The 13776-nt window shown below is 28.3% G+C and carries 15 protein-coding genes and 1 other annotated feature; of the genes, 3 read left to right on the top strand and 12 right to left on the bottom strand.

The window, feature by feature from the left end; all coding sequences use genetic code 11:
* Positions 1 to 113: 113 nt before the first annotated feature.
* The gene (locus P8F83_RS01240) at positions 114 to 2036 is read left to right on the top strand and encodes an ABC-F family ATP-binding cassette domain-containing protein (RefSeq protein ID WP_326513104.1); all 1923 of its coding nucleotides are present in this window, start codon (positions 114 to 116) and stop codon (positions 2034 to 2036) included.
* A 26-nt stretch (positions 2037 to 2062) separates the two neighbouring features.
* On the opposite strand, the gene P8F83_RS01235 is transcribed toward P8F83_RS01240, so the two are convergent.
* The 4 genes from P8F83_RS01235 to P8F83_RS01220 form a co-directional block, all read right to left on the bottom strand.
* Positions 2063 to 2662, bottom strand: a complete 600-nt coding sequence (locus tag P8F83_RS01235) for a dUTP diphosphatase (protein WP_326513103.1) — start codon at positions 2660 to 2662, stop codon at positions 2063 to 2065.
* Between the two features lie 114 nt (positions 2663 to 2776).
* Positions 2777 to 3307, bottom strand: coding sequence for an MSCRAMM family protein (locus tag P8F83_RS01230; RefSeq protein ID WP_021802958.1), 531 nt, complete (start codon positions 3305 to 3307; stop codon positions 2777 to 2779).
* Between the two features lie 119 nt (positions 3308 to 3426).
* A complete protein-coding gene (locus P8F83_RS01225) occupies positions 3427 to 3693 on the bottom strand; it encodes a hypothetical protein (protein ID WP_021802959.1) in 267 nt (88 codons plus the stop codon).
* Positions 3694 to 3777: 84 nt separating this feature from the next.
* A complete protein-coding gene (locus P8F83_RS01220; protein WP_326513102.1) occupies positions 3778 to 5646 on the bottom strand; it encodes a putative bifunctional diguanylate cyclase/phosphodiesterase in 1869 nt (622 codons plus the stop codon).
* 194 nt (positions 5647 to 5840) lie between these two features.
* Here P8F83_RS01220 and P8F83_RS01215 point away from each other — a divergent pair, with 194 nt between their 5' ends.
* Together P8F83_RS01215 and P8F83_RS01210 are read left to right on the top strand one after the other, a co-directional pair.
* Positions 5841 to 6542, top strand: a complete 702-nt coding sequence (locus P8F83_RS01215; protein WP_326513101.1) for a polysaccharide deacetylase family protein — start codon at positions 5841 to 5843, stop codon at positions 6540 to 6542.
* 24 nt (positions 6543 to 6566) lie between these two features.
* Positions 6567 to 7055, top strand: a complete 489-nt coding sequence (locus tag P8F83_RS01210; RefSeq protein ID WP_326513100.1) for an amidase domain-containing protein — start codon at positions 6567 to 6569, stop codon at positions 7053 to 7055.
* Positions 7056 to 7104: 49 nt separating this feature from the next.
* On the opposite strand, the gene P8F83_RS01205 is transcribed toward P8F83_RS01210, so the two are convergent.
* The 8 genes from P8F83_RS01205 to P8F83_RS01170 form a co-directional block, all read right to left on the bottom strand.
* On the bottom strand, positions 7105 to 7647 hold the full coding sequence (locus P8F83_RS01205; protein WP_326513099.1) for a hemerythrin domain-containing protein: 543 nt from the start codon (positions 7645 to 7647) through the stop codon (positions 7105 to 7107).
* A 9-nt stretch (positions 7648 to 7656) separates the two neighbouring features.
* Positions 7657 to 8298 (bottom strand): hypothetical protein, encoded by a 642-nt coding sequence (locus P8F83_RS01200; RefSeq protein ID WP_326513098.1) that lies wholly within the window; start codon positions 8296 to 8298, stop codon positions 7657 to 7659.
* Positions 8299 to 8436: 138 nt separating this feature from the next.
* Positions 8437 to 8967: a tryptophan transporter gene (locus tag P8F83_RS01195; protein ID WP_238903157.1), complete on the bottom strand. Its 531-nt coding sequence runs from the start codon at positions 8965 to 8967 to the stop codon at positions 8437 to 8439.
* 147 nt (positions 8968 to 9114) lie between these two features.
* Positions 9115 to 9353 (bottom strand) — a binding site (T-box leader).
* A gap of 52 nt (positions 9354 to 9405) precedes the next feature.
* Complete coding sequence (locus tag P8F83_RS01190) at positions 9406 to 10776, bottom strand: MATE family efflux transporter (RefSeq protein WP_326513097.1); 1371 nt, start codon at positions 10774 to 10776, stop codon at positions 9406 to 9408.
* Positions 10777 to 10878: 102 nt separating this feature from the next.
* Positions 10879 to 12483, bottom strand: coding sequence for a putative bifunctional diguanylate cyclase/phosphodiesterase (locus P8F83_RS01185; protein WP_326513096.1), 1605 nt, complete (start codon positions 12481 to 12483; stop codon positions 10879 to 10881).
* 204 nt (positions 12484 to 12687) lie between these two features.
* Entirely contained in the window at positions 12688 to 12882 is a 195-nt protein-coding gene (locus P8F83_RS01180) for a DUF4250 domain-containing protein (RefSeq protein WP_073020998.1), read from the bottom strand.
* A gap of 188 nt (positions 12883 to 13070) precedes the next feature.
* A complete protein-coding gene (locus P8F83_RS01175) occupies positions 13071 to 13196 on the bottom strand; it encodes a hypothetical protein (RefSeq protein WP_278329445.1) in 126 nt (41 codons plus the stop codon).
* A 53-nt stretch (positions 13197 to 13249) separates the two neighbouring features.
* On the bottom strand, positions 13250 to 13726 hold the full coding sequence (locus tag P8F83_RS01170; RefSeq protein ID WP_390888086.1) for a GAF domain-containing protein: 477 nt from the start codon (positions 13724 to 13726) through the stop codon (positions 13250 to 13252).
* Positions 13727 to 13776 lie beyond the last annotated feature (50 nt).

The raw sequence follows: 13776 nt of genomic DNA, 5'->3' as shown, positions 1-13776 counted from the left end.
CTTTTTATTGGATGCTTAATTTTTTATCTACTAATATTGTGTTGTTTGATTAAATCATGTGAGGATAGTATAATGGTATAAGTATTTTTATTTTCCATAAAGGAGTATTAACTATGATTATTTTAGGTTGTAAAAATCTTGAAAAAAGTTATGGAACGAAGGTTGTTTTAAATAAAATAAGTTTTTCTATAAATGAAGGAGATAAAATAGGTATTATAGGTGGAAATGGTGAAGGTAAGTCTACTCTATTTAAGATTTTAACCGGTCAACTTTCTGCCGATTCAGGTGATGTCTTTTTAGATAAAAATAAAACACTTGGTTATCTTTCTCAGCATCTAGAACTTTCTGAAGAAAACACAATTTATGATGAGACTTTAACAGTTTTTCAAGAATTATTAAATATAGAAGCAAGACTTTTAACCTTAGAAGAAAGGCTAAAAGAACCCTATGATGAATCTAACTCTTCTTATCATGACAAATTAATTAATGACTATACAACTCTACAAGATATTTATTCTCACAGGGGTGGATATACATATAAAGGTGAAATCTCGAGAATTTTAAAAGGATTAGGCTTCACAGAAAATGATTTTAATAAATATATTTCTACTTTAAGTGGGGGACAAAAGACCAGAATTGCTTTAGTAAAACTTCTTTTAAGAAGCCCAGACATATTACTCTTAGATGAACCTACAAATCATTTAGATTTGGATGCAATAGAATGGTTAGAAGAATACCTATCTACATATAAAGGTACTATTTTAGTTATATCCCATGATAGATTCTTTTTAGATAAAGTAACTGCTTCCACCTTTGAAGTAATTCAGGGCACTATATATTGCTATAATGCATCCTATACTAAGTTTTTAGAACTTAGAAAAAAAGATCAAGAAGCTAGAGCCAAAGCCTATAATCTTCAACAAGCAGAAATTAAAAGACAAAAAGAAATAATAGATAGATTTCGTTCTTTTAATAGAGAAAAAAGCATAAGAGCTGCTGAAAGTAGAGAAAAGGCTTTAGATAAAATCGAACTACTTGATGCTCCTGAAAAAGAAAAAGAAGCTTCTAAAATTAGTTTTGAAACTAAAGTAAAAAGTGGTAATGATGTAATTCATATAGAAAACTTGAAAAAAGCTTATGGCGATAAGGTTTTGTTCAATAACCTTTCAATGGATTTAAGAAGAGGAGATAAGGTTGCCTTAATTGGAGAAAATGGAAGAGGTAAAACTACTTTATTTAAGATAATCTTAGAGAAAATAAAAGCTGATACTGGAGTTAAAGTAATAGGTAGGAATGTTGAGATCGGATATTATGAGCAAGAACAATCCGACCTTAACCTTGATAATACAATTCTAGATGAAGTATGGAGTGAATTTCCACAGCTTACTACTTCAGAGGTAAGAGGCGCTTTAGCTGCATTCCTTTTTAAAGGAGAGGATGCCTTTAAGAAAATCCATCTCTTAAGTGGTGGAGAAAAATGTAGAATTAATTTACTTAAACTTATGCTAGCTAAGGACAATTTCCTGCTTCTAGATGAACCTACCAATCATTTAGACATAGTTTCTAGAGAGGCCTTAGAAGATGCTATCTTAACTTATGATGGTACTCTTATGGTTATATCTCATGACAGATATTTCTTAAATAAAGTCATAACTAAAATTTATGAGTTGAAGGAAGATGGAATAAAGGAGTATTTGGGTAACTATACTTATTATAGCGAAAAGAAAAGTAATCCTAATAGATTCGAGTCTATACTTGAAGATTCTCAAGGAAAAACTAAAACCCAAATAAGAGAAGAAAGAAAAAAGAAAAAGGAAATAGAAAAAGAGTCTAAATCTATAAAAGTAAGACTGCAGAACATTGAAAAAGAAATAAGTCACGCTGAGGAATTATTGTTAGCTTTACAGGAAAAGCAATGTTTACCTGAAGTATTTTCTAATGGTGATGAAATTGTAAAAATCAATAAAGAAATTTCTGAAACTCAAGATAAGATATCCTCTCTTTATGAGGAATGGGAAACTCTTGTAGAAGATTAGAAAAGCAGGATATATTCCTGCTTTCTTTATATTCCTGTATGTCCAAAACCGCCACCACGATTTTCACCTATAGCTTTAGGGTTTTCATGCTCTATAAAATTTGCTCTCTTATATTTACAGAAAATCATCTGAGCAATTCTTTCACCTTTTTTTATGTATATACTTCCATAAGGATTATTATTTTTATCTAAATAAATTTTGTTACTTAAAATACTACAATTACTATCACTCTTAACTATCTCTGATAAACTTACTTCTCTATATTCTTTCTCTAAAACCTCTATTAATTCAGGAGATTTCATTATTTCATAAGGCAAGTTTTCTATACTATAGTTATTTTCTATTATTACCCCAACATTATCTCTATAATCAGCATCTATAGTTCCAGGTGAGTTAGGAATCCTAAGTGTTGTTTTTAATGATAAACCGCTTCTAGGTCTAACTTGAGCTTCACAATCCTCTGGTATTGCCATAATAAAATCTAGTGATAACACCTTAATTTCTCCTGGTCTTATTACCAAATCACTAGCTGCATATAAATCACACCCTGCTGCATTAATAGACCCATACTTAGGTATAACCCCATTCTCTCCTAGCTTAATATATACATCAATATTATTTTCCATATCATATACCTCTTTTCATTAAAATACATATAAAATTGTATATTAAAAAAGCTTTTTATTCAATAAAATAAGCACAGTTTAAAACTGCGCTTATTTCAATATAGTATAAAATTATTACCAGAAGAAGCCAAATCCACAGAAGCCAAATAAAAGTATTAATGCTAGCCATCCTAAACCGTCATCACAGTTATTATTACAATTACATCTGTGTCTATTTATTACTGATGGGTTAAGTCTATTTACTACTGTAATAGTTGAATTTCTTGTATTTCCATCTATATTTACTTCATTCCAAGGAATATAGCATGGTTTTTGGAAATAGTTTCTATCAATTATTTGGATAACTCTATATGATCCTTCTTCTAAATTATTAAAAACTACTTTCCCTTGACAATCTGTTACTTCACATTGAACTAATTTAGGGCAATCTCCAAGCCTATAAAGATTTACTTTAACGCCTTCTAAAGGTTCTCCATCTTGAGTTCCAAGTTTAGAAAATACAGTTATAGTTCCTCTTCTTGTTGGTGGAACTGGGCATGGATTTGGTATTGTATCATTTGTGTCCTCACAGCTATTAACTGTTTCCTCACATGGACTATATCCATCGTATATATTATAGTATCCGTCTTGATGATTGTGACTCATTTTAATTCCTCCTTAGGTTTACTTTCCCTACATATTATGATTAAACTACAGCTTTGGTGTCTAAAATTGGCGATAAAAAAATGCCGTACTATATAAAAGTACAGCATTTTTTTATTTAATTATTTGTTTATTTCTTCATACTCTACGTCAACAACATCCCCATCTTCATTATGTTGAATATCGTCAGCTTGATTACTATTATATCTATAGTTACTTGAATTTCTTTCTCTCTTACTATATTTCTTTCCTTTTATAAGTCTATATAACCATAAAACAGCTATAATAATGATTATGTATGGAAGTAAGAAAGCTACAATGTTTATTACTCCTAATATTACAACTATAGTTAGTATTATATAGACAATATTACTAAAACCTCTTCCCATATAGATCATCCTTTTCTTATTATTTATATAATTATTATATCACATTTCATGGTTTTTAAAAACCTTTATCTACATGGTACTTATTTATTCAGCTACCCCAACTACACCTTCTCTTAGCATAAACAGAGCTTTATTATACATTTGTGGTTTAGAGAAAAAATATCCTTGTATAATATCACATTTGCAATCTTTAAGGAATTCTAACTGTTCTTTTGTTTCTACTCCTTCTGCGACTACCTTTATTTCTAAATCGTGAGAAAGATTTATTATGGTTCTTATGATATATTCGCTTTTTTTATCTACTCCAATACCTACTATAAAAGATCTATCTATCTTCAAGATATCTATAGGCAGTATATTTAAATAATTTAATGAGGAATATCCTGTTCCAAAATCATCTAGAGCTATAGAGAAACCTCTTTCTTTTAATCTCTCGAGAATAGTTACATTTCTTTCAGCCGATTGAATTAATACCGTTTCTGTTATTTCAAATTCTATATACGAAGGATCTATATCCCATTTACTAGCTTCAAGATTTATGAATTCTAATAATGACTCGTCTCTTAATTGAACTTCTGATAAATTTATTGATAGCTTAAATTTTTTATTGGTTTCATTTATCATGGTTCTGCATCTTTCCATGGCTTCTTTTATAATATACTTCCCTAATTCAATAATTATACTGGAACTTTCAGCTATTGGTATAAACTCTGCTGGAGAAACTACTCCTAATTCTTCGCTATTCCATCTTACTAAACATTCAAAACCTTCTATACTCTCATCATTACTTCTAACTTTAGGTTGCATTACTAAATACAATTCTTTATTTTTTATTGCATTTCTCAAACCTTTTTCAATTAAATATTGCCTATTTATAGAGTTAAGTATGTCCATATTGAAATATCTATATGTGTTTTTACCTTCATTTTTAGCACTATACATAGCCACATCTACTCGCTTTAATAAGGTTTCTAAATCCTCACCATCTTTAGGATATAATGCCACTCCCATGCTAATAGTTGTATAAATCTCTTTATCGCCAACTCTTATGCAATTCCCTAAATCCTCTATTAATTTTTTTAAATAAGTATTTAATAGATTTAAGTCTAAAATATTTCTTTTTAATATTATAAATTCATCTCCAGCATAACGGGATACAAAACTATCAGCATCTCCATTTTCCTTTAATAAACTTCCTATTTTTCTTAGTACTTTATTTCCAATTTCACTTCCAAATGCATCATTAATGTACTTAAAATTATCTATATCTATAAATATTAATGCTATATTTTCGTAAGTATCTTTTATTTCCATAATAATGCTGTTAGCTTTTTGCTTGAAATGATGTCTATTCGGTAAACCCGTTATTTCATCATGTAGTTTTATATATTCTATCTTGGTTTCTTGCTCTTTTTCATGGGTTATATCAAAAATAACCACACTTATATGATATTCACCATGACTATTCTTTTGACCTTTGCCTTTTATGGATAAATATTTCTTTTTGTTATCTTTAGTATATAACTCACTAAACAAGCTAAATTCTTCTTGTTTTTTATATAAAATATAATCATCTAAAACATACTGCAAAGCTTCTTTATACTCATTTGAAAACATTGATAATAAAGTTTTATAATTTATATCCTCACTAATAAGCCATTCTTTCTTTATAATTTCTGAAATATATAATACTTTATTTGATTCATAAACCTCTATTAACATTGCATTTAAAGAATCTAGGGTTGTCTTAAACCTATAATAATACTGATCTTTCTCATTATTTAAATTATAAGTTTTTTTCACTAACAATTTATTTATTTCAAAAAATACAATTCCTAAAATCACTATCATTAATATGCTATTAAACATACTATTTTTATAAATATAAGTTATTATAATAGAAAATAATATACAAAAACCTATAAATGCACTTCTAAAATTAATTCTACCCACGTAAGCACCACCAATTGCATTTATTCTTTATTACTCTAATTAATATTTCGTTTCTTTTTATAATTTCTAAAGTGTTTATATTGTTTTATTATAAATTAATATTAAAACTTCTTATAGTTTTATTTACTAATTTTAATATTTAATATTTTTTACTCAATAGTACATACTATAAAAATGAAATGGAGGTAATTGAGATGTCAAAAATAAAGTTTCTAATATTATTCATAGTTGCTCTACTTTTAAATTCTAATATAGTATTTGCAGAAGATTTATCCAAAGAAAATCCTCAAAAAACCATATACTTAACATTTGATGATGGCCCTACTAAACTATCGAATGATATCTTAGACATTTTAAAAGAAGAAAATGTTAAAGCTACCTTCTTTGTTATCGGAGAACAAATTAAAGACAATAAAGAAACCCTCATACGTATGAACAATGATGGTCATAGTATAGGTTTACACTCTTATACTCATAAAAGAGAAAATCTCTATTTAAGTAAAGCTTCTTTTTTATCAGAAATGAAAAAAACTCAGACTGAAATCAAGGACTTAATAGGTTTAGAAACAAATATATTAAGATTTCCTTTTGGTTGCAACAATATTAGCTACAAAATTAATAATTCTATGGTTGAATTATTACATGAAGAAAACTTAAAAATTTATGACTGGACTCAAGATAGTGGAGATGGTGCTAATTATAATCTTGAACCAAATAAAATATTTAAAAATTCAATTAGTGAAAAAGATTCAATAATTTTATTACTTCATTGTAGTAATAAACATAAAAATACAGTAAAAGCACTTCCTTATATTATCAAATACTATAAGGAAAAGGGATATACTTTCAAAACTATAGATGAACAAACTAAAGAACAGTTCCATATAATTAAATAAATCAATAAATTGAGTGTTATTTAAATGAAGGAATTAAATAGAAATAAAATGGTAGATTACGCATATAAATATGCTTTAATTCCAAATGATAAATATGTTTATTTAGGTTCTAAAAGCACAGGTGGAAATGATTGTTCCAATTTTATATCTCAAATAATTCATTTTGCTGGTGCTCCTATGAGATATATTTCTCCTTATTGGTACTATAAATCTGATAATAATTATTCAGTTTCGTGGTCTACTGCACACAGTCTATTTTGGCTTTTAAGAGAGAATTTAGAGTATTTACACCAAGGTCCTAAAGGAGTACTTATTAATGATGATTCAATAGAAATTGGGGATTTAGTATTTTTCCAACACAAAAACGGACATGTTTTCCATTCGGCTATAATTACATCTTTCTCAACTAGACGAGAGCCTCTAATAACACAACATAGTATTGATGCTATTAACAAAAAAATTAATCCAGAATATTTTTTATTAAATATGTATTTTATGAGAATATATATCTAATAAATTAAAGGTAGATTAAAAGATTTATTGATCTTTTAATCTACCTTTTTTAAGATAATTTTTCAATTAACTTAATATATTTATCCTGTGTGCCATTCTTTTTAGCATTTTCTTCAAACTCTAAAGATTCTTTATCTAATTTATCTAAAGTATCCTTAGATAAATTGTTTATAGCGTATTTATATAATATGTTATCCTCTTTATCAATATGCCTTTGTAAAAGATGTGTGTATGATATAGCATTAGCTATTATATCAAGTTTAGCATCTTTGTCACCATCTTTGTATCTCTTAAGTGCCTCTTCTAAATCTCTAACATACATTCTTCCCATATCATGCTCTACTAACATACCATATCTAATTGTTTTTTTAATAGCTTCCACACATTCTTCTTCCATCTTATTAAATAACATTTCTTCTTCTTTTCCATGATGATGTTTATCTGCATAGTTTCTAATGAAATCTATTATTTCATTGAATACATCTAAATCAAAATCTTCATTATTTAAAAGCATGCTACAATACTTTCTTGTTATAACAAGCATCTTTTTGATATTTTTATGTTCATCTACCATAATATCAATTGCATTCATACTTATCACCTATCTTCTATAAATTTCTCTTACATTATCAGCTGTCTTTCTAAATCCAAAAGCTTCATTTAATCCACTTACAAAAGCTTCTATCCAGAAATCTCTTGCATCATAAAACCATAGCATATTTCCGCCTTCTGCATTCCAATAATCTTCATGAACATCTAGAGTTGTTTCCCATGATAGTTTTACTTCTGAGTTTTCTAGTATTTCATTAGCTCTATCACAAGGCATTCCATCTAAAATATAGTTATTTAATGCTGTAAATATTTCTGCTGGGTCTTCTACACTAGCCCCACTTTCTAAATATTCTTTAGCTGCTTTATTACCTTGCTCTTTATACGTTTCTTTTATGGAATCTAGGAACCCTTTCCCTAATTCATTTACTCCTTTAGTAATAAAGGCTGCCTGTCTTCCTTCTGCTGAAGCTATTTTCCCTTGTAACCAACCATGAATATTAGATGTATCTATCATATCTTCTAAAGGTTTATCTTCTGTTGGTTTTCCATATTTGTTATATATATCTTCTCTCCAACTATTTAAAGGAAGTTTTTTTTCTTCTATTACCTTTTCTACTTCTTTTTCTAGACCTTCAAACCAAACTATTTTATTAAATAACCAAAAATGAACTTTTCCTAAAAATAAACTCATTCTATTCAACCTCTTTCCTTGACTTCTTTAATCATAGTATAATTCATTCTCAAATTTTTATCAGTAACATAGGTTACAAACAAAAATTGCTTTTCAAAAATAAAAAAGTCATGAGAAAATTTCCCCATGACTTATTAACTATATATTAAAATCTCTTGTAAGACCACTTCTTCTTAAAGATGTTTCAAATACTTTAAACAATGCAAAACCTGCAATTAAATTAATTATAACAGCTGGTAAAACAACGCCCATAAACAATACCCCAAATGATGCTCCTCCTGGTAGACCTACTAGTATGGATGCAGACCCCAAAAATATTGTTCCACTTATTAAAGTTCCTATAGGAAGTATTATTCCTAAAACAACGTTCTTATTCAATCTCTCTCTTATTATATATAAAATTCCATAAACTATAGTAACAGTGACTATTTTATCTATTATATTAGGAATTTGTCCACCTGGGAACTTAGTTGTCATTGCTGTGAATATTCCTGTAACTATTCCTGCTATTAAAACAGTTTTATAATCTTTATTTAAAATCATAATGATAAATAATGTTGCAAGCGCAAAATCTGGTTGCATTGGAAAACCTAATGCTGGTGTAAATTGATGTAACATAAGTCCTATAGCTAATAATATTGAGTTTAATACTAATTTTTTTGTTTTCATAATAAATTGCCCCCTAAGTTTTTATATTTTTTCATATATTTTCTATGGATTTTCTAAAGCTGCCTTTCATTTCATGGTTCTGCCCCCTTATTAAAGAAATAAACTTACTATTTTAAGGTAAAATAAAAACTCCGTCCTATTATAAAATAATAGGACGGAGACTATAATCCGTGGTGCCACCTAAATTGCGTAAATACGCCACTCTTAAAGATACTAACATATCTTTATCCCTATAACGTGGGATTTACGATTAGGCTACTCTCCAAAAAGATTTCACTTTATTCCTCAAAGGCCCATTCATAATAAACTTTGGTATTGAGATCCCACCATTCTCAACTCTCTAGAACCATACATCTAAAACTACTCTTCCTTATCACAGGATTATTATATATCTTTATTTTATATAATATTATACTATATACAAATTGTTGTCAATAATTATTTATATTTTAATATTTGATTATTTATAACAGGTCTTAGAATTAAAAGCCAAAAAAGAAAAGTTACTAATATACCTTTAACAAAAGAACTTAAACTAATACTCCACCATACTCCATCTAACCCTAACGCTGTTGATTTAGATAAAAATAATGCTAATGGAATTCTAAGAGCTGTAAAAACAATACTTACTACAGATGGAATTGTAGTTTTCCCAAACCCATTAAAGGCTCCTGCAGCAGTTATTTCTACGCACATAAACAACTGAGAGTAACCTAATATTTTTAGATAGGTTTGCCCTAGTCTTATAGCATCTTCATTAGGTAGAAATAATGAAAAAATCTCCCCTCCTAAAAACACTAATAATATTGTTGCTGCTAAACCTGTTATTATTGCCATTCCCATAACCGCTATATAACCTTTTTTTATTCTATCCCACTTCTTTGCTCCATAATTTTGCCCTATAAAAGTTCCTATTGCTGTAGAAAACCCTCCAGCTGTCATCCATGAAATTGCTTCTATTTGGGATCCTACCTTCTGAACCGCAATAGGAGTAGGCCCAAAGCCAGCTATTACTTTTGCTAATATCATAGAGAAAAATGAAAAAAGTCCATTTTGAACAGCCACTGGAAATCCCATTTTACTAATCTTATATACATACTCTTTATCCCAATATTTAAAATAATTAAATCTGAAATAATAGTGATTCATCTTAAATATATAATATATAAATATTAATGTTACCACAACTTGTGCAAGTACTGTAGCTATTGCAGCTCCTGCTACACCTAAAGCAGGAAATGGTCCAAAGCCAAATATCAATACAGGGTCAAATACTATGTTAAACACTAATCCTACTGTATTTATTATAAATGGTGTTTTTGAATCTCCAGTCCCATTAAATATAGAGGTAAATATAGGGTTTATAAAGTTAAAAGCAGTTCCTAATGCTATAATAACTAAATATATAATTGCATCCCTTACTATTCCTTCATCTCCTAAATCAAAGAAGTCTATTATTGGGTTTCTAAAAACAATCAATACTATTCCATATACAAAAGCAAGTATGATGTTGATTATTATACTATTTGATATGTATTTCTTAACACCTTCATCATCCTTTAGTCCAACAGATTGAGCAACTCCAACTTCTGCACCAACCTTAGATATTAAAATAAAAGATCCTCCAAACCAACTAAAAAAACCTGCCGTTCCTATAGCTGCTACTGCTCCACTTCCAAGCCTTCCTATCCATAACATATCTACCATATTATAAAACATCTGAATAAATGATGTCCCCATTATAGGTAGTGCTAACTTCAATAATACACTTAATATTTTTCCTTTTGTTAAATCTATATTTTTATTCAAAACCTGTCCTCCAGAACTAATAAAAAGGATATTTACTTTCTAGCTATACAATTACTATAGCTAATTTTTTAGTAAACATCCTTAACTATATTATTTAATAAACTAAACAGCTATATATCTATCTTTCATCATAATAGCTGCATTTTCAAAGCTTTGTGGTCTAGAAAAATAATATCCTTGAACAAAATCACAGAATATACTTCTTAGATAATCAACTTGTTCCTTTACTTCCACCCCTTCAGCTACAACTTCTATTCCCAATTTATGTGAAAGCTGGATTATATTTTCTACTACAAATTTACTTTTACTATTCTCCATTATATCTAATAAAAAACTTCTATCTATTTTTAATATATCTATAGGCAGCTTAGTTAGATAATTTAAAGAAGAATAACCAGTTCCAAAATCATCTAGTGCTATACTAACATCTAAATCTTTTAAAGCCATAAGTATTTTTATATTATTATCAAATGACTTCATTAACATACTCTCGGTTATCTCTATTTCTATAAATTTAGGAGATATATCATATTGAGCAATTAGTTGTTTAAATTCTTCAACAATGTCCCCTTCTCTTAATTGTACTTCCGATAAGTTTACAGCTATTTTAAAATTATCATGTCCTAATTCTATAAACTGCTTACACTTAATAAAGATTTCTTCTAAAACAAAACTTCCTATTTTTAATATCATCCTATTATTTTCAGCTATAGGAATAAATTCAGCTGGCGAGACAAATCCTAACCTCTTATTTTTCCATCTAGCTAAAGCTTCAAATCCCATAATTTTGTTGTCTGTTAACACAACCTTGGGTTGGAACTCCACATAAAGCTCATTATTATCCAAAGCTTCCCTAAGCCCTTCTTCTATTTCATATAGTCTTATTATCTCATTTGCAATCTGATCATTAAAAAATTGATATGTATCTTTACCATTGCTCTTAGCTCTATACATAGCTGCATCAGCATTTTTTAGAAGCGTAGCAAAGTCAGCTGCATCGTCTGGAAACATTGATATACCTACACTTCCTGAAGTATATATATAGTTTCCTAATATGTTTTTGGGATACTTAAATACATTCGTTACCCCTTTTAATACATCCTCAACTTGTGATATCTTTTCAATATTAGGTAAAAATATTATAAATTCATCGCCGCCAAATCTACCTAACAAATCTTTTTCATTAATAGTTTTTTTTAATTTATCAGACAATGTTTTTAAAAGTACATCTCCATACTCATGTCCAAAAGAATCATTTATATACTTAAAATTGTCTAAATCTATAAAAATCAATGCCGCTCTATTTTTTTCCTTTTTGTGAATCTCAATGTATTTATTTATCGATTTTTTTAAATAATGTCTGTTATATAATCCCGTTACGGAATCATAATAACTCATATACCTTATCTTCAATTCTTTTTCTTTAATAGTATCTATTGAACCTTCTATAGCTAATTTATGTCTACGTTCAATTTCATCTAGTGCCGATTCCTTATCTTTTAACGTTTTTTGTTCAGATTCTAAAACCTCATTTTTACTTTTAAACGCCTCTTTTTCAAGATATAGTTTTAAATAGAACGCACTTATCCCTACTAATAAAACATTACTTATAACATTCCCATATGTACTGTATCTTGCATAAATATTTATAGCTAATATAACGCCTATTGCTATTATTCCCCTAATAATTACAACCCTACTTTTCAAAATGCTCCCTCCACGTGGATAATAGTACGCCCTCTATTCTAATTATATTTTTATTTATCTTTTTTATCTTTTATTATACTTGCTACTAAAGCCGCAGTTGCTACTAGTACTACAGCAATTCTCCCTTTACCTATTGGTTTCATCTCACTCACTCCTATCATATAGTAAATAACGCCAATAATATATTTTAATTATAATTACCAACTAAGCTTTTGTAAATGAATTAGTTTCACTGTTATAAACATACCCCTCTTCACTAAACCTTTCTACAAGAGCATCCCTATCAACTTCCTCCTCATAACAATAATCCTCTAAGCTTCCATAAGAATCTCTAAGTTTCATATTCACAATACTTATAAGTATAAAAACATCTCTATTAAATATTTCTTCCCTATTCATAAATTTCCTCCTAAATACCTACTTATTTTTTCAAATAATTGTAACAATACATTCAATTATTCAATATTATATTATTGTAAGTGCACTTACTTGAGATCATTTTGCAGTAATTAATAGCAATTTTATATACCAATTCCTTCAAATGCAACGTTTCTTTTAAAGGATATTAATGGGGAACCTTTAAAGGATTATTTGAAAGATACTGGATTATATAAAATTACTATTAATCTATCCTCTTTAGAATTATTTAGTGATAATTCTTCTAGGCAATATACCTGAATTGATTTCATTTTAATTAAAGCTGAATTAGACATTACACCTCCTTTGTCTAATTAAAACCACCCTTATTTTAGGGTGGTTTTAATTATTATATTGAGGCTTCTATATACTTAACAATTTCAGTTAGATACTTTTCCTCAACTTCTGTAAACCTAGAAAATTCTGGGCTATCTATATCTAAAACACCATAAACTTCTCCATCTTTTATTATAGGTATTACTATCTCAGAATTAGACGCCCCATCACAAGCTATATGTCCTGGAAATTCATGAACATTATCTACTCTAAGAACCTTTTTTTCAGCTGCAGCATTACCACACACACCTTTTCCTAAAGGTATTCTAATGCAAGCTGGTAATCCTTGAAATGGCCCTAAAACCAATTCTCCATCCTTCATTAAATAAAATCCTGCCCAGTTACATCTATCTAAATAGAATTTAATTATAGCTGATATATTTGACAAATTAGCTATAATATCTTTTTCATCCTGTAATTGTTCTTTACATGAATAAACCATAAATCCTAAAGATTCTTCTATATTTTCTGTGCTTTTAAGTTCTTCCATAATTCTTCTCCTATTCTTTGATTTTCTTATATTAATATATTATCTTAAAA

The sequence above is a fragment of the Clostridium intestinale genome (genome assembly GCF_035905475.1).
Taxonomy (GTDB): Bacteria; Bacillota; Clostridia; order Clostridiales; family Clostridiaceae; genus Clostridium_T; species Clostridium_T intestinale.
Note: the sequence above shows the minus strand (reverse complement) of the source record. Positions and strands in the feature narration are given on the sequence as shown.

What these genes read in the sequence shown, in the direction of transcription:
- P8F83_RS01235 (WP_326513103.1), bottom strand. Translation starts at nt 2,662, where the DNA reads ATGGAAAATAATATTGATGTATATATTAAGCTAGGAGAGAATGGGGTT.
- P8F83_RS01210 (WP_326513100.1), top strand. Translation starts at nt 6,567, where the DNA reads ATGAAGGAATTAAATAGAAATAAAATGGTAGATTACGCATATAAATAT.
- P8F83_RS01200 (WP_326513098.1), bottom strand. Translation starts at nt 8,298, where the DNA reads ATGAGTTTATTTTTAGGAAAAGTTCATTTTTGGTTATTTAATAAAATA.
- P8F83_RS01195 (WP_238903157.1), bottom strand. Translation starts at nt 8,967, where the DNA reads ATGAAAACAAAAAAATTAGTATTAAACTCAATATTATTAGCTATAGGA.
- P8F83_RS01240 (WP_326513104.1), top strand. Translation starts at nt 114, where the DNA reads ATGATTATTTTAGGTTGTAAAAATCTTGAAAAAAGTTATGGAACGAAG.
- P8F83_RS01170 (WP_390888086.1), bottom strand. Translation starts at nt 13,726, where the DNA reads ATGGAAGAACTTAAAAGCACAGAAAATATAGAAGAATCTTTAGGATTT.
- P8F83_RS01180 (WP_073020998.1), bottom strand. Translation starts at nt 12,882, where the DNA reads ATGAATAGGGAAGAAATATTTAATAGAGATGTTTTTATACTTATAAGT.
- P8F83_RS01205 (WP_326513099.1), bottom strand. Translation starts at nt 7,647, where the DNA reads ATGAATGCAATTGATATTATGGTAGATGAACATAAAAATATCAAAAAG.
- P8F83_RS01230 (WP_021802958.1), bottom strand. Translation starts at nt 3,307, where the DNA reads ATGAGTCACAATCATCAAGACGGATACTATAATATATACGATGGATAT.
- P8F83_RS01225 (WP_021802959.1), bottom strand. Translation starts at nt 3,693, where the DNA reads ATGGGAAGAGGTTTTAGTAATATTGTCTATATAATACTAACTATAGTT.
- P8F83_RS01175 (WP_278329445.1), bottom strand. Translation starts at nt 13,196, where the DNA reads ATGTCTAATTCAGCTTTAATTAAAATGAAATCAATTCAGGTATATTGC.
- P8F83_RS01215 (WP_326513101.1), top strand. Translation starts at nt 5,841, where the DNA reads ATGTCAAAAATAAAGTTTCTAATATTATTCATAGTTGCTCTACTTTTA.